Here is a 16671-nt window from a genome sequence, read left to right as displayed (position 1 = left end):
GGCTCATTATGATATTCTTTCGCAAAAATTTGAACCCACAAAATCGAATAAGGTAAATAAATGGTTAATCAGGGCCAAGCTCCACTGGCAAGCCTCAAATTAGATTGGCAACTCACCACCGAACAAGTCTTTAGCCATTTCGCCGATATGCCATGGGCTGTATTGCTCGATTCAGCCAATGCTAACCATATAGATGCCCACTACGACATCATCAGTTTTGACCCCATTGCGACTATTGTCAGTCATAATCAACAGGTGACTATTACCGAAAACCCATTTACGGACGTCAAAATAAGTCATAGCAATGATGACCCATTTACTGTGATTAATCGTTGTCTACAACAATACTTCCCTACAGCAAAACAAACTGATTTACCTTTTAGTGGCGGCGCATTAGGCGCATTTAGTTATGATTTAGGCCGCAGTATTGAGCAATGGCAACATACAGCAAAACAAGATATCGATTTACCAGAATTGAATTTAGGCCTTTATACATGGGCACTGATTTTTGATTATAAAGAGCAGCAATGGCTATTAGTGGATTACCAAGGCGAACAAGCACTTGAAGCTCGATTAGCTATTTTGAATTATTTGCTAATGCAAGCGCCATGGGGCAATGAACCATTTAAGCTTACATCTGACTGGCAGCATCAAATGAGCCAAGCTGAATATCAACAAAAGTTTGATCAAATTCAGCAGTATTTATTAGCGGGTGATTGTTATCAAATCAATTTAACCCAGCGTTTTAGCGCAGGTTATCAAGGCGATGAGTGGCAGGCCTATTTGAAATTACGTGCGAGTAACCAAGCACCTTTCTCAGCATTTATTCGCTTAGACGATGCCGCTATTCTATCGATTTCACCGGAGCGATTTATCTCGCTTAATGGTGACCAAATAGAAACAAAGCCAATTAAAGGCACTCTGCCCCGTAGCCAAGAGTCTGAACAAGATCTATTGCTAGCACAGCAGTTACAGCAATCTGAAAAAGATCGAGCTGAAAATGTCATGATTGTCGATCTGCTACGTAATGATATTGGCAAAGTAGCGCAAGCGGGCAGCGTGGCCGTACCGAAACTATTTGAGATTGAATCATTCCCAGCTGTGCACCATTTAGTCAGTACTATTACCGCTAAACTAGCACCACAATATCAAGCAGCAGATCTGCTACGGGCAGCGTTTCCCGGTGGTTCAATCACAGGCGCACCTAAAATTCGCGCCATGCAAATTATTGAGGAATTAGAACCCTCACGCCGCAGTATTTATTGTGGTGCAATAGGATATATTAGCCAAGATGGCAAAATGGATACTAATATTACTATTAGAACCTTAATCGCCATCGATGACACACTCTATTGTTGGGCAGGCGGTGGGATTGTAGCAGACTCAAATTGTGCTGCTGAATATCAGGAAACATATGATAAGGTAAGTAAAATATTGCCCATCTTGGCAGCAGAAGAATAGTCAAATTAATAAGAGAGGACTAAATGCAGCGTAGTGAGTTTATGACCAAGTTTCAGCTTAATAACCTCCCTGCACAGCGACAAATCTTTCCAAACGATAAAATGCATCGTCAAGCGGCAGTACTGCTGCCGCTATTGCCAGTCAATAATAACTTGCAGCTGCTTTTTACTAAACGGCCAATGCATATGAAATCACACCCTGGACAAGTAAGCTTCCCCGGTGGTAAAAGTGAAAATGAAGACAAAAGCCTAATTGCAACCGCATTGCGCGAAGCACATGAGGAGATTGGACTCGCTCCCAACAATGTTGACGTCATTGGCCAGTTCCCTACCATGAACACCATTTCAGGTTTCAAAGTTACCCCAGTTATTGGCTTTATAAAGCAACCATTTGAAATCATACTGGATCCCAATGAAGTCGATAGTTACTTTTTAGTGCCACTACACTACTTAATGCAACGCCACAACCGCCAACAAATCGATTTTAAATTTAGAAAATACCCACAAACACTCACTTTCATCCCCTATCAAGACCACCTGATTTGGGGCATCACCGGTGAACTTGTCGAACGCTTATGCCAACAACTTAAATAACATCAGCACATAAGTGTTAGCCTTATCATTTTCTTTATCATGCCACCCATCATTTTCTTTATCATGCCACCCATTATTTATTCCTCTTAAGTTAAGCCACCCATTTTAAGTGTAAACCAACAGCTGAATTAACCATCCTGTTGTAGATATAATTTTAATTATTTTATTTCCTATAACTTTGACAATAATTGCGTTTAATTACTTAATGTTGATAAATAAAATCAGAAAGGTATAAATTTGTGACATGCTAAATCTCGAATAATCAATTCGATATGATGTATCTAGTTTGGATTGAGATTATTATGATTTATCCAAACATTTGCTGGCACATTTGAGCACCATGACGTCGTCGTTTGTTTAAATGTTCACAATATTGGGTAAGTTCTTGCAGCGAACCTACAGGACCTTTAAATAGATCATGAAACTCTGAAGTCACTTTAGTCCAATTTTCTAATGGGATATTGAGTCTTGATAGAATTGCCATAGTGCTAGCTGAAATAGCGCCTTTTTTATCCGATCTAAGATGTCTGCCCGTATCATCCACTAATTGCAAATAATCTCTAACAGAAAACATTAAACCATTGGGCATATTTGAATGTTCATTACCAATAAAAGGTAATAATTCTATTGGTTGTTCCCCCCTAATTGCGGCTTTTATACGACGCTTAATACTTGTGTAATCAGAACATTCTGGGCTATCTGCAATCTTAGAGCGAACAGGATTTAAATCAACATACGCCATACAAGCAAGTACTGCAGCTTCATCGAGCAAAGCCTGTGATTTAAAGCGCCCTTCCCAAAATCTGCCAGTACATTTATCTTCTTTATTTGCTTTACGAGCAATAGGTTCATTAAGTGCACGCATAAACCAACTAATATCCATTAATCGATTGCGGTATGCTGTAATCGTTTTATTTAAAGTATCAAGTTCATAATCTTCTAACTTGTCACCATTCAATAGTTTTTGAGTCAAAATAGTGCCTTTGAATAGCTTTTGCCACTGCACAACCACTTCTTTAACAGTCCATGCTTGTGCTCGTTCAACATCAACTCTTAACACTACATGTAGATGATTGTGCATCACCGCATAGGCACAAATATCGATGCTAAACACTTGAGCTAACAGTAATAATCTATCTTCTATCCAATCTCGCCTATGTTCATAAGATTGGCCCGTATAGGAATCAACACCACATAAAAATGCTTTACGAACACAGCGACTTACACAATGATAATAAGGAGTATCTTCTAGACTCACTAGCTTTTCTCTTGGTACAGCCATAATATGCCTCCAAAATTCAGATCAATTAAGTCTAGTTCAGTTTGAAGTGAACACCACTATTATGGGTGGCTTGAATTTAAAGTGAACGCCACTATTATGGGTGGCTTGAATTTAGCTCTATTATGGGTGGCTTGAATTTACTGGCTTGAATTTACTTGAATTTAGTTTCTAGATGAGTCATACCAATTATTTAGCAATAATTAATTCAATCACCTTTAAACAATAATTCGGATTCAAAAATGATTTAAAGAAACAAATAAATGCTTTTCATCTAACCAAATACAATGAATAAAACTGAACAAATATACCTCTATTAGTAAAAAAGGTAAGAACACAAACTTCAATATATTTAACCATAAATAAACCAACAACCAGCTATTTATGTCAAATATTTGATATAACCCAACATCAAACGCTAGCAGTTAACTTACACATCAAGTAATTCATTAAAAACGCAATAAAATCAAGTTCACAGATATTACAATTTGATACTAAAACCACAGTAAATGTATGTTATAAAACAATAAATTTCAGAAGAAATTAAATATTCAGGTACAAGCGCAATCTTAGTACCACGGGATTCATTATTTTATAGGGGAAGATTGTGAAATATAAATTATTAGCAGCAATGATCGCTGGTGCATTAGTATCAGGCTGTGGCAGCAGTGATGATGATGTAGCACCAACACCAACATTAAAAGTACAAGCATACGATGGTGCAATTTGGGGCATCATTGGTAGTTACCAATGTGGTGAAAGTAAAGCTGTCACTGTAGGTGATACTGACTTTGATGGATTTATCGCAATTACGGACTCAGCATTCGTAAATAACCCAGAAAACTGCACAGTCACATTCGCACCAGATGCAAATGATGCAAACTACACAGCACTTGATACGTCTAACAATAAGAACATGTCAAATGTAACTTATGTTATTCCTAAAGGTATGTTAGAAGCGAACAAACCTGCTACAGCATCACCTTTCTCTACACTAGTTGCAAAGCAATTAGACGGAGCGGAATACTCAGTAGAAGCAGCTCAAGCAGCACTTAAATCTCTAGGCTTAGAAGACATTACTAACACAGGTGGTGTTGACATTACTATGCTAATGCAAAACACCTCTGCGGCAATGGAAACATTGAAGAAGTCGCCAGAGCTATACAGCAAAACTATGGCAACCACGGTGGCACTTTCTGATATTCAAGCACTTTATCCAAACGAAACTGCGGATAAAATTGCAGCAGTAACCAAAAACCAAGCTGCGGTTATTATTAATCAATATCCAACCTATCCAAAAGCAAGTGCTGACAGTCAAAAAGATATCTTTGTGGTCGTAACAGATAAAACCTTACCACAAGAAACTTTTGACGATTACGCTTCTGGCGATTTAACCCAAGAAGAAATCAATCAGCAGAAGCCACTGCCTCCAACAGACTCATTACCACCAGTACGTCCAACAGATCCAGACACCAAACCAACAGGTGGCACTGGCGGCGGTGACGGTGGTACAGGCATCTAATTTACTCATCTGAGTAAACATATTTACCTTTTTAGAAGGCACCACTTTAGGTGCCTTTTATCGTATTTATTCTGTAGGACTATATGGATTATCAGTCAAAAAAATCGTTAGCATATTACGGTGTCAGTTTAGCTGTATGTTTAACACCACTTACCGTAACCGCATCAAGTATTGCTCACCAGCCCTCAACCCAAAGTTATACTGGTTTAATGTTTGTGCCTAACGCACAAGTCATTAATAAGGGCGATGCCAGCATTTCATATCATCAAGGCGTTCCATTTAGAGGCAAAATTGATGACAGAGATGATTGGTTTTTTGCCACGGGTATTATGCCAGGGTTAGAAATTGGTGGACGAATTGTCGTTAAAAACTACACCTGTAATGAATATTTTACCGATGAAGATTGCAACCGTGATCTATCAGCATCAGCCAAATGGCAACTGCCATATATTTATGATTGGACGGGGTTTAACCTTGCCGTAGGGATACAAGATATTGGCGGCGCAGCAATAACTTTGATGCAAAATATATTGTGGCAGATAAAGAATTTGAATCACTTAATCTTCGTGTCAGCGCAGGTTATGGTAAATCAAGTCAAAGTCTAAATGTGCTCAATGGCGCTTTTGCTGGTATTGAATGGCAGCCTTTACCCTTTATGCAATTAGTCGGTGAATATGACGCCAGCGCTGTAAATGCCGGTGTAAAACTGTTTACACCGCAAGGTCTGTTACCCTATGGTGCGCAGTTAAGTATGGACTACATGGTGCAGACTGAACACGACAGTAAAAAAGATAATGTATGGGGTGTGAATGCAAGCATTCCATTAATGGGATATAACCAACTCACTTACGCCAAGCCAGATTATCAAACCGCTGAATACCAACAAACAGCCCTTGCCCAAGCACTAGATAACCAACTAGCCGAACACAAAGGCGCTAATTTAACCTCATTAATTAGTGCGCTTAAGAATGAAGGCTTTATCAATATTAATGTCGGTTATCGTAATAACAAAATAGTGGTTGCTTTAGAAAACCGCCGTTATAACCATAACCAAATTGATGGCGTGGGTGTCGCCTTAGCAATGATAGCCGCAAAAGCGGGGCAAGATGCCTTTGCAGATATGAATGCAATGGTAGATAGACGAACTAATGCACAGCAAGCAACTCATGCCAAGCAACTGCCACAAGAGATAGAGTTAATTTTATTAGTTAACGATATCCCAATGCTAAGCGTCAATACAGAAGTCCAGTGTTACCGAGACTTTTTAGCAACAGGTAATAAGTGCAATTCACTCAACTTTAATACACTAAATGCTAAAAAAGATTATCAAGCCACCCAATGGATATTTGAAACCATCAATAATGGTTTTGGCCGCAGTCAGTTAATTTTGTCACCTACACTTTCACATCGCACTGCCACAGAATATGGATTTTTTGATTATTCGTTAGCACTCGCAACCAATCTATATACTCCACTATGGCAAGGTGCGGCTATTGATGTGCGCTACCTGCTACCGATTGCTAATAGCGATGATTATGAAGAAGGTCGTTTATGGCACAGTAGTGCCTATGAAAACGAAGTAGACCGCGCCCTATTCCACCAAGCCTTTAAATTACCACAAAATATCATGAGCCAATTTAGTGCAGGTTACATTATGGGTAATTACTGGGGCGCAGCTAACGAGACCCAATGGAGTTCTCCAGAAGGTAGACACAACGTCGGGGTAGAACTCAGTAAGTTCACACCAATAGATGAATTGACTAATACGGGTTACCGCATTAAAGACCAACAAAGCTTACTTGCCAGCTACCGTTATTCATTACCTGAATACGATTGGCAAATAAGCTTGCAAGGTGGTGAATATATGCAAGGTGACCGCGGCTTTAAAGTCACTTCGAGTCACTGGTTAGGCAATACTCGTGTAGATGCGAGTTATTTAAGTGCCAAGCCTAAAAATGGTCAAGGATTTGAAAACTTTATCGGTTTAAGTTTCTCAATCCCGCTGACACCGTGGCGAGATATGAAACCAGGTTACCTACAAGTACGAGGTATTGATCAATTTAGTTATACAATCCAAACTCGGGTAGGCAACAATGCTAACCATATTAATACAGGCTTAGGGCAATCATTCAAACTGCAACACAGTATTGAACGTCAGTACGATAACCAAGGCAGAATGTCAGTGGCGTACTTTAATGCCAACGTTCAAGGCTTACGTAATGCCTATTTACGCTATATAAAGCAAACTAAGCTTTAGTCATATAATCATCGCTAGCGGTATAACAACTAAGCGATTAAGGTAATATTTCGCAAAATTCGCTAACCTAAAACGAAAAAAAGCGGTCAAGTGTAAACTTGACCGCTTTTTTATGAGTATCACATATCTATTTATAACTAATTTAACTATCCAATTAGTGGCTTATATGGTTATTAGTTGCTTTTACTTCCGCAGAAGTCACAGTATTAGCATCAGTTGCAACTGGGTAACCTAATAGTCGCTTCAATAATAAGATGACTTTACTAATATTATTCATAATTAAAAAATAACAGATAAACATAGCAACAAAACTAATAAACATCACCGACTCAGGTACATTACCTAAATCACTTAAAATGCCAATAGCTGCGCAAATAGTGGCTAAACTGCAAATAAACAATAAAGAAATATGCGGCGACATACCAAATCGCTGACAAATATGATGCAAATGTTCACGATCCGGTCTAAAAGGTGAATGCCCTTTGCGTACACGGCGGATCATAATGGTCGCCATATCCATTAACGGAATCGCAATTAGCCATAATGCAGTTACCGGTTTAAATGAAATAACTGCTGGGTCTTGGGTACCACGCACCAGCATCCACACCACAGAGAAACCAATAAACATACTGCCAGCATCGCCCATAAATACCTTAAAGCGTTTACCTAACGGGCAACCTAAATTAAGCATAATATAAGGAATAGTGGCAGCAACAATCAATAAACAGATATGAGCAAGGTAAAAATTACCACTGGCATAAAATACAATACCTAAAGAGCCAAAGGTAACAGATGACAAACCACCTAATAAGCCATCAATACCATCCACCATATTAAAGGCATTAATCGCACCAATCACAGCCAAAATAGTCACAATTGCGCCACTAACCACAGATAGCGATATGGTCTCACTGCCCATTAAAAACCCAAATTATGCAAACTGTGTTTACCCAATAGCATCATCGCTAATGAGATACCCGCTTGTACAAATAATCGGACCTTAAAACTCACATCGTAGTAATCATCTAATACACCCACAATAATTAATACAGCAGAACAACCTAAATAAATGGTTAAGTTGTTGCTCATTGGCATAAAGATAAGAAAAGTGACCACTAATGTGGAGAAAATAGAAATACCGCCCACCAAAGGAATTGCCCCATGGTGTAATTTTCTCGCATTAGGTTGATCAACAAGGCCGATTCGCTTCGCTATTTTTCTCATTATAAATAATGAAATAAACGAAGCCACAAACACAAATAGATATGCGTTTAACATAATAATAGACTTATATATAGGACGTTGAAGATGTATTTTTTAATATAAATAGTTCAACGTATACTAATTATATTTATAAAGATAATTCAGCGTTTATATCGCTTAATCTGAGCCAAATAAATCGCGTGTGTAAACTTTGTCGATAACATCAGATAATTCATCAGTCATTCGATTAGAGACAATCACATCACAACTTTGCTTAAACTCATGTAAATCATTGATAACAGCCGAGTGGAAAAATTCTTTTTCCTCTAATACTGGCTCATACACAACCACTTCAATACCCTTGGCTTTAATGCGCTTCATGATGCCTTGGATACTAGAGGCTCTAAAGTTATCAGAACCAGATTTCATAATTAACCGATAAATCCCTACACGCTGAGGGTTACGCTTTAAAATCGCATCCGCAATAAAATCTTTTCGAGTGGTATTAGCATCTACAATCGCCCCTATAATACTATTAGGCACTTGATCATAATTAGCTCGAAGTTGTTTGGTGTCTTTTGGTAAACAGTAACCACCATACCCAAATGAAGGGTTATTGTAGTGGTTGCCAATACGAGGATCTAAACAAACACCTTCAATAATTTGTTGGCTATTTAACCCATTAACTTCAGCATAGGTATCTAATTCATTAAAGTAGGCAACTCGCATGGCTAAATAAGTATTAGAAAATAATTTAACCGCTTCAGCTTCAGTAGAGTCTAAGAACAGTAATGGGATCTCTGGCTTAAATGCAGCTTCGGCGAATAGTTTACCCAGTTTTTCAGCACGTTCACTGCGTTCACCAATAATGATACGAGAAGGATAAAGATTATCGTATAACGCTCTGCCCTCGCGTAAAAACTCAGGAGAAAAGATAATATTTTCAGTATTAAACTTTTCTTTAATATCCTTAGTATAACCAACGGGTACCGTCGATTTTATCACCATCAAGGCATTAGGATTAACAGATAAAACATTATCAATCACAGCTTCAACAGATTTGGTATTAAAGTAATTATTAACCGTATCATAATCGGTTGGCGTCGCAATAATGACCACATCAGCATCTTTATAAGCTGCATGATAATCTAAAGTCGCAGTTAAATTTAATGGCTTTTCTTTTAAAAATAACTCAATCTCAGTATCTTTAATCGGAGATTGTTTATTATTAATTAACTCAATTTTTTCAGCAATAATATCGACAGCAACAACTTGATTATGCTGTGCCAATAACACAGCATTAGACAGACCAACATAGCCTGTACCTGCAATAGCAATTTTCACTTTAATATCCTATATTAATTGACTAATAGCATCCAAATACTTATTAATCACCAGCTTTTCATCAAATTCTTTTTCAATTTTATGACGACTAGCAAGCCCCATTGTTAATCGCTGTTCATGTGTTTGATTTATCATTTTATCTAATGACTCAACAAGGCTAGTGGTTGATTTAGGCTCACATAAAAAACCATTAATACCATCATCAACCGTTTCCCTACAACCGACGTTATCAGTAGTAACAATAGGTTTGCCCATCGCTCCAGCCTCAAGCAGAGACTTAGGTACTCCTTCACGATAAAAAGACGGTAAAACCATACAATCAACTTTAGCTATCTCTAGCTCAACCGTATCTGACACACCAAGGTAATTAACAATACCTTCATTGACCCATGACTGCATTTCTTCTTCAGTGACTGCTGAAGGATTATTAACAGCTAAAAAACCAAGTAAATTAAACTCAACAGCTTCACCATACTTAGCTTTTAGTATACGAGCAGCTTCAACATAGTGACCAATCCCCTTGTCGTACAGCATACGAGCAATAAGCAAAAACCGAACAACACCATCATTGGTAGCAGGCTGAATAGTAAAACGGCTTAAATCAGCACCTGAACCAGGTAATCTGTCAGTTAACTCAGCACTTGCTAATTTGTGAGTTAAAAACAGGTATCGATCGTCTTCATTTTGAAAGAAAATCTTATCAGCACGACGTTGACTAATTTTATATAATGCTCTTGCAATTTTTGAAATAATACTTTCATTAATAAATAAGATACCAAGACCTGCTATGTTATTTATTACCTTTATATTATTTCGCTTTGCAGCCAACGTACTGTAAATATTATTTTTAGGCGTAAAATTAAGTACAACATCATACTGATTGGATGAATAGATTTTATTAAAAGCAATAAATGATTTGATATCATTTACAGGATTAGTTCCACCTTGATCAATATTAATATCGATATAATTAGCACCAAGAGATAATAATTTTTCAGAATATTCATCTTTAGGCGAGATAGCCGTAACCGCATGGCCTGCTTGTATAAGCGCTAAGATAGTATTCTTTCTAAAATTATATAAATACCAACTTGTGTTTGAGGTGATTACAATATTTGCCATAATTACACTTTATAAAAATTTTTGTACCAATGTACTAAATTAGCTACACCCTCTTTGACACCCACTTTAGGCTGATAACCTGTCGCAGCAAATAGATCTTGGGTGTCAGCATAGGTCTGGTAAACATCGCCAGCTTGCATTCCCCTAAAGTGCTTTTTAGCTTCAATACCAAGCTCATCTTCAATCGCTTTAATGAATTCCATCAAATTGATCGGGCTACCATGGCCAATGTTATAAATACTATAAGGTGCAGAACTATTAGCTGGACTACCAGATTCAACCGTCCATTGACTATCAACAGTAGGGATCACATCAGCGATACGAGTCACACCTTCAACAATATCGTCAATGTAGGTGAAATCACGCCACATATCACCATTATTATTAATATCGATAGTCTCACCATTTAATATTTTTTTAGTAAAAATAAAAGGTGCCATATCTGGTCTACCCCAAGGGCCATATACAGTAAAAAATCGCAAGCCTGTAGTCGGAATGCCGTAAAGATGCGAATAGGCATGCGCCATTAACTCATTAGATTTTTTAGTTGCCGCATATAGCGATACAGGATGATCAACACTATCTGATGTAGCAAAAGGAACTTTGCTATTTAAGCCATAAACTGAACTAGAAGAAGCGTAAATTAAATGTTCAATATTATTATGACGACAAGCTTCTAAGATATTTAAATGACCAACTAAATTTGAGTCAGCATAAGCCATTGGGTTTTCAATAGAATAGCGAACACCTGCTTGTGCCGCTAAATGAATCACACGATCAAACTGTTCATTTTTGAATAATTCTAATACATCTATTGAATCAGCAATATCAATTTTTACTAATAAAAAGTTATCATTTACCAACAAAGGTGATAATCGTGCTTGTTTCAAATCTACATCATAATAATCATTGATGATATCAAGACCAACAACACTATGACCTTTATTTAATAATACTTCACTTACTTTTGCACCAATAAAACCAGCAGCGCCTGTTACTAAATACTTCATTCAAACTCATTCCAATAATCACCAAATAAAAAGTCAAATTTTTTGTTATTAAATTTATCCCACCCACTCGCTGGACAAAAAGTTATTTCTCCAAAATAAATAATCCCTTCAACATTATATAAATCAATCCTAGAATATTTAAAAGGCTCTGATAATATTAATGCAACTTCGAGCATTTTATTGAAATTACTTGGAAGCTTAATGCTATCACTCCCATAAGAATACCCATCAAATTGAATGTGAGAAATATTTCCAGATAAATTATATAATGTTTTCGTACAATTTTTTGTATTATATTCAGAGTTAATTTGTAAAAATATTTTTAACTTATTACGTCCTTTGAATATGTGAAATTTATAATCTAATAGTGGACTTTGATCTTTATTAGATAAAAGTGTTTCAAACATAATTTTAGGGTTTTCTATATCATAAAACAACTCGTCAACTCTAGCCCCAAACTTACAGCCAACATACTCATTAAATAAGTTGCAAATACTTTTATGATCAACACTATTTACATCAGTGATAACTGAGACATTATTTCCACCACCACCATTACTTGTTTTAATCACAAAACTTTGTGGAAGTGAATTGAAATCTTCTATAGATATTTTATCCTTTACTAGTAATAAAGGGATTAAATATCGCTCACCAATTTTCTCTTTCACATAATCTCGAACTGTATACTTATCTACATATTTAGATAACTCATTCGGATCAACATTAAACTTTCTGTATATAATTTTCTCAGAAAAAGAACGTGGTTTTTTTAAATTCGGTAGATATTTGTGAGTAATGATAAAACGGAAGTAAGTATAACCTTTAGCACCAAAACATATTCTTAATAGATCTCTTACACTATTTTTCACTTTTTTAATCAACTAACACTCCTTAATATTAGACTATAAGTAATCGGTTATATTCTTTAAGATGATTGGAAGCGCAAGTTTCAATCGAGAGTTCTTCCATTTTGGAAACTACATCGCTTTTACTATTACATGATGTTTTATTGATTAAACAATTAACTAAAGCCTCATGCAAACCATTAATATCATTTGGCGATATTAATACACCTAATTTTCCATTATTTAATATTTCACTATTACCACCTACATTAGAAGCTATAATCCTAATTCCACTAGCTAATGCCTCTATTAGAGCAATAGAGAACCCTTCTTTTTTAGAAGGTAATAAATATAGATCATTATTTAATAAAATCTCATTAATATTTGATTTTGAACCATGAAAAATTACATGCTCTGTTAATTTCAATTCTGTTACTTTAGCTATAAGTTTATTAAATAAAGGACCATCACCAATTATATTTAATCTAAACTTATTGTTAGGATAATAAGATTTTATATCATTAACTACATCTATTATAATATGATGATTTTTATACTCTGTTAATCTAGATATTGTAACTAAGTTTAATACATTATCATTTTCTCTATTTTTGTAAGTAAATTCACCAGTAACAACACCATTAACTATCTTACAAACCTTTTTTGTGGAAAATAAGTTTAATGCATCATCAAATGCTTCATCACAAATAGTAACGTACTTATCTATAAAATGTTTCAAAAAAAATATATGTATTTTTTTCCTTGTTATAATATTTGTGTGCTGAGTAAACAAGTGAACGAAATCTTTATTAATACAAGATACAAAAATAGACCACCAAATTAAATGAGAATGTACTACCTCAGGTTTGAATTCAGTAATCAAACTCTTTAATTTGAAATAAATCTTAATTGGATTTCTTCTAGCTTTGTGCCCCATATAAACTACTTTAATATTATTATCAGATAATTTTTTTTCTAAGTTACTTGCATAAATGGGATCTTTACCTACATCTTCCGCATTATCTAACACAACAACTATGATTTTATGACCTAATTTAGATTGTGCTATAGACAAATCAACAACAAATTTTTCAGCACCACCAATTCCTAGAGATGAGACTAATTGTATTATTCTCATAAATAATCCTTATCTAATAAGTTTTTCTGCAAATATACGACTATCAAAACACTTAGCAATATTTATTGATTCTAATATGTATTTCTTTTTTATATTTTGATCGTTAAGTTCTAAAATAAAATTATGCATATTTTCGACTGTAGAATAAAACTCTCCATTTCCACCTGATTTAATGGCTTCTTTTATACCATATTTATTAACTGTTAATGATGGAATACCTCTTGCGGAAGCCTCAATAAAAACAAGTCCAAAAGCTTCTGGTAAATTCGGCATAAGCCAAAACAAATCAAAGTTATACTTATTAAATTCAATAATAAAAATAGAATCCCTGTTAGTTTCATCCATAAAAAACACATGTTTTTCCAAATTAAGATTAAATACTAATTTTTTTAATTCTAATAAGTATGGACCATTTCCATATATATACCATTCGATATTAGAATTAAGTTTTATTAATTCATAAAAAATCTTAATCATATATTCGTATCCTTTCCTTTTGTTTATTCTGGACACTGATACTATTCTAAATTTATCATTTATAACCAAGGGTAAGCATTTAGAAATAACAAAAGAAGATGGAATACCCGCATAAATTACTGATATTTTATTTTTCACGAAATCAGGAGCAAAATTTATAAAATTATTCATAGTATAAGAACTAACTGAAACCACTTTATTACAATACTTTAATAAATTATTGTATTTAGATTTAAATAAAATAAGTTTATTCTTAACGCTAATAGATTGATATACAATATCATACTCAGTACCATGAACTATGTATATACATTTATTCATAATACATTTTGGCATGAATGATGAAATAAAATACGCCGACCTAATATCATTTACAATTACCTTATCACTCTTAATAATATTAACTAAAAGCTTTAATGAAAAATAATAGAAAAACCAAAAATATCTATATAAATTCTTATTCATCCCATCTCTATAGGATACAAATAAATATACTTCATTATGTTTCTTTAAGTCGTTATAAACTTGTGATGCTACAGTTCCTGCACCACCGATAGTCGGAGGATATTCATCTGTCAGTATGACAACTTTCATTAACTATACTTCCTTATATATTTCGTTATTCTTTTTTCAATATATTGATGAACAAACATACTAACAAATAAAGAAGATATCAACATAACAATAATAAGACCTATGTCGCTAAGAATATAGTGCTTTTGAAACAGCTTATATACTAATACAAGAATAAATGGATGTAATAGGTATAACACATATGAACAGTTACCAAGAGCATCTACTATATTTTTAATATTGGATTTTAAAATATAACCTTCTAAACTCACAACAATATAAAATATTATAAATGATGGTATTCCATAATAAAATAAACGATGAGTTTCACTTAAGCTATAAATGTATATATAAAAAAAAGATAAAACCAATGCTAATACTGTGAACACCCATTTATTTATATTTAGTGTGACATAAAAATAAGCAAACATAACACCAAATAAAAACTCCAATAAAATATAATCAGAATAAAAATAAAAGTATAAATTTGAACTTAGATTTGGAAAAAAATATCTAACACTTAATAAAAGTACAATTACAATAGAAGTTCCTATCACCCTATATTTATTCTTTAATGTTATAAATAACGAAAAAATAAAATAAAAAAACATTTCATAAACTAAAGTCCATGCATTATTAATTAAGTAAGGTTTATCACTTGGAAGTAAAAATATTGAATTTAATATTGAAGTTTCACGCCCAGAGTTGACTAATGACGGATAAATAATATATGCAATAAATGCAATAAATGTGAATAACCAATATATAGGATATATCCTAAAAAACCTGTTCCTTAAGAATTTAATTGGTGAGTACACCTTCTTACATGAAGATATATATATAACAAACCCTGATATTATAAAAAATATATCAACGCCCATTTGTCCAAACTTAAAAACACCTTCTAACCCAACTTTATTGCAAGCATGGTAAATAACAACTAATAATGCTGACAATATACGCAATAACTGTATTGAATAAAACACAATAAAACCTTACTATTTTATTTAATCAAGCAAAAATCAGGTGCCACCTTAGATATTTCCATGCAACGCTTATATTGATAATCGTCGTAATTCAACTCTTTATTTAAATTAAAATAATATATACTATTCGCTAAATACCCTCTAGAAAAAACACCAAACATGCATGAATAATATATATAGACAACATATATCATTACGGAGCTTACATAAGCCAACTTTTTCTAATTCCACCCTCCCCTTTACAATATTAACTGTTAACAATATTTGCGCAAAAAATAGATATGAAAATAGCCTTTGCAGTGGTGGGAATGAGTAAAATATTATATGAAAAAAACAGCTAACAATTGATATTTTAATTAAAAAATCTACTTTAGTGTCAAAGATATTTTTTGCATTTATTAGATATAACATGTAAATCCAAAAAATATCAAATACAACAAAAAACCCAACCCCAGGAGAAGCGTTTGCCAAATCACTATATGTATTTAACTTTATTGAAACAGTAGATTCAGGACTTAAAGCACTAATTATTAAACCATAAATAATGGGGAGTAATAAATTAAAAGAAATAGCAGCAATTAGATATAATATAAGATGTTTAATCGTTATCCGAATATGATTATAGAACATAATTATTATGCCAAATACTGCACTTACATGAAATAAGCTTGCCATTCCAATTAGTGATAAAAATTTTAATCTACTACCTACCAATATATACTTAACAGAATAAAGAACAATTACAAATGAGATTGCTTGTCTTAGTTGTTCTGAAAACATTAAAAGTGACAAATATAAATAGAATAATAAAATTGCAAAGGAACGCCTCTTAGTAAAATAACAGATTCCTTTATACATAAA

At 34.2% G+C, this 16671-nt stretch carries 16 protein-coding genes; 5 read left to right on the top strand and 11 right to left on the bottom strand.

The genetic code is table 11. The features are described 5' to 3' along the window. Window positions 1-60 precede the first annotated feature (60 nt). Both pabB and JCM15074_RS11735 read left to right on the top strand, forming a co-directional pair. Window positions 61-1461, top strand: coding sequence for an aminodeoxychorismate synthase component I (gene pabB / locus JCM15074_RS11740; RefSeq protein WP_025821382.1), 1401 nt, complete (start codon window positions 61-63; stop codon window positions 1459-1461). Between the two features lie 23 nt (window positions 1462-1484). Continuing rightward, window positions 1485-2054 (top strand): CoA pyrophosphatase, encoded by a 570-nt coding sequence (locus tag JCM15074_RS11735; RefSeq protein WP_025821381.1) that lies wholly within the window; start codon window positions 1485-1487, stop codon window positions 2052-2054. A 307-nt stretch (window positions 2055-2361) separates the two neighbouring features. Here the strand turns inward: JCM15074_RS11735 and JCM15074_RS11730 are convergent, their stop codons facing one another. Further along, the gene (locus JCM15074_RS11730; RefSeq protein WP_025821380.1) at window positions 2362-3336 is read right to left on the bottom strand and encodes a hypothetical protein; all 975 of its coding nucleotides are present in this window, start codon (window positions 3334-3336) and stop codon (window positions 2362-2364) included. A gap of 604 nt (window positions 3337-3940) precedes the next feature. Between JCM15074_RS11730 and JCM15074_RS11725 the strand changes: the two genes are divergently transcribed. From JCM15074_RS11725 to JCM15074_RS21950, 3 genes are all read left to right on the top strand, one after another. Beyond that, entirely contained in the window at window positions 3941-4855 is a 915-nt protein-coding gene (locus tag JCM15074_RS11725; RefSeq protein WP_025821379.1) for a hypothetical protein, read from the top strand. A gap of 83 nt (window positions 4856-4938) precedes the next feature. Beyond that, entirely contained in the window at window positions 4939-5460 is a 522-nt protein-coding gene (locus tag JCM15074_RS24585) for a hypothetical protein (protein WP_199899801.1), read from the top strand. After that, window positions 5388-7112 (top strand): YjbH domain-containing protein, encoded by a 1725-nt coding sequence (locus JCM15074_RS21950; RefSeq protein WP_199899800.1) that lies wholly within the window; start codon window positions 5388-5390, stop codon window positions 7110-7112. The genes JCM15074_RS24585 and JCM15074_RS21950 overlap by 73 nt, the downstream gene beginning before the upstream one ends. 154 nt (window positions 7113-7266) lie before the next feature. On the opposite strand, the gene wecA is transcribed toward JCM15074_RS21950, so the two are convergent. From wecA to JCM15074_RS11675, 10 genes are all read right to left on the bottom strand, one after another. Then, window positions 7267-8031 carry a UDP-N-acetylglucosamine--undecaprenyl-phosphate N-acetylglucosaminephosphotransferase gene (gene wecA, locus JCM15074_RS21945; RefSeq protein ID WP_306302227.1) on the bottom strand — a complete coding sequence of 255 codons (765 nt, stop codon included), beginning with the start codon at window positions 8029-8031 and terminating at the stop codon, window positions 7267-7269. Continuing rightward, window positions 8031-8336: an MraY family glycosyltransferase gene (locus tag JCM15074_RS25775; protein ID WP_306302226.1), complete on the bottom strand. Its 306-nt coding sequence runs from the start codon at window positions 8334-8336 to the stop codon at window positions 8031-8033. The genes wecA and JCM15074_RS25775 overlap by 1 nt, the downstream gene beginning before the upstream one ends. 156 nt (window positions 8337-8492) lie before the next feature. Next, window positions 8493-9659, bottom strand: coding sequence for a nucleotide sugar dehydrogenase (locus tag JCM15074_RS11710; protein WP_025821378.1), 1167 nt, complete (start codon window positions 9657-9659; stop codon window positions 8493-8495). 9 nt (window positions 9660-9668) lie between these two features. Continuing rightward, on the bottom strand, window positions 9669-10781 hold the full coding sequence (locus tag JCM15074_RS11705; RefSeq protein ID WP_025821377.1) for a glycosyltransferase family 4 protein: 1113 nt from the start codon (window positions 10779-10781) through the stop codon (window positions 9669-9671). Between the two features lie 2 nt (window positions 10782-10783). Then, window positions 10784-11791, bottom strand: a complete 1008-nt coding sequence (locus JCM15074_RS11700; protein ID WP_025821376.1) for an NAD-dependent epimerase — start codon at window positions 11789-11791, stop codon at window positions 10784-10786. Then, complete coding sequence (locus tag JCM15074_RS11695; RefSeq protein WP_025821375.1) at window positions 11788-12672, bottom strand: ATP-grasp fold amidoligase family protein; 885 nt, start codon at window positions 12670-12672, stop codon at window positions 11788-11790. Before JCM15074_RS11695 ends, JCM15074_RS11700 begins: the two co-directional genes overlap by 4 nt. Before the next feature lie 16 nt (window positions 12673-12688). Beyond that, on the bottom strand, window positions 12689-13774 hold the full coding sequence (locus JCM15074_RS11690) for a glycosyltransferase (protein WP_025821374.1): 1086 nt from the start codon (window positions 13772-13774) through the stop codon (window positions 12689-12691). 9 nt (window positions 13775-13783) lie between these two features. Next, window positions 13784-14845, bottom strand: coding sequence for a glycosyltransferase family 4 protein (locus tag JCM15074_RS11685; protein WP_025821373.1), 1062 nt, complete (start codon window positions 14843-14845; stop codon window positions 13784-13786). Further along, window positions 14845-15810 (bottom strand): acyltransferase family protein, encoded by a 966-nt coding sequence (locus JCM15074_RS25630; protein WP_025821372.1) that lies wholly within the window; start codon window positions 15808-15810, stop codon window positions 14845-14847. The genes JCM15074_RS11685 and JCM15074_RS25630 overlap by 1 nt, the downstream gene beginning before the upstream one ends. A gap of 141 nt (window positions 15811-15951) precedes the next feature. Next, on the bottom strand, window positions 15952-16671 hold a 720-nt coding region (locus JCM15074_RS11675; protein ID WP_025821371.1), incomplete at its 5' end, for an EpsG family protein.

It is taken from the genome of Shewanella marina JCM 15074 (assembly GCF_000614975.1).
Lineage (GTDB): Bacteria > Pseudomonadota > Gammaproteobacteria > Enterobacterales > Shewanellaceae > Shewanella > Shewanella marina.
The sequence above is the reverse complement of the archived record's forward strand: the minus strand, read 5'-3'. Positions and strand labels throughout refer to the sequence as shown.

Excerpts from the sequence above, each read along its gene's own strand:
- JCM15074_RS11690 (WP_025821374.1), bottom strand. The coding sequence starts at position 13,774 with ATGAGAATAATACAATTAGTCTCATCTCTAGGAATTGGTGGTGCTGAA.
- pabB (WP_025821382.1), top strand. The coding sequence starts at position 61 with ATGGTTAATCAGGGCCAAGCTCCACTGGCAAGCCTCAAATTAGATTGG.
- JCM15074_RS11700 (WP_025821376.1), bottom strand. The coding sequence starts at position 11,791 with ATGAAGTATTTAGTAACAGGCGCTGCTGGTTTTATTGGTGCAAAAGTA.
- JCM15074_RS11685 (WP_025821373.1), bottom strand. The coding sequence starts at position 14,845 with ATGAAAGTTGTCATACTGACAGATGAATATCCTCCGACTATCGGTGGT.
- JCM15074_RS11705 (WP_025821377.1), bottom strand. The coding sequence starts at position 10,781 with ATGGCAAATATTGTAATCACCTCAAACACAAGTTGGTATTTATATAAT.
- JCM15074_RS11730 (WP_025821380.1), bottom strand. The coding sequence starts at position 3,336 with ATGGCTGTACCAAGAGAAAAGCTAGTGAGTCTAGAAGATACTCCTTAT.
- JCM15074_RS24585 (WP_199899801.1), top strand. The coding sequence starts at position 4,939 with ATGGATTATCAGTCAAAAAAATCGTTAGCATATTACGGTGTCAGTTTA.
- wecA (WP_306302227.1), bottom strand. The coding sequence starts at position 8,031 with ATGGGCAGTGAGACCATATCGCTATCTGTGGTTAGTGGCGCAATTGTG.
- JCM15074_RS25775 (WP_306302226.1), bottom strand. The coding sequence starts at position 8,336 with ATGAGAAAAATAGCGAAGCGAATCGGCCTTGTTGATCAACCTAATGCG.
- JCM15074_RS11735 (WP_025821381.1), top strand. The coding sequence starts at position 1,485 with ATGCAGCGTAGTGAGTTTATGACCAAGTTTCAGCTTAATAACCTCCCT.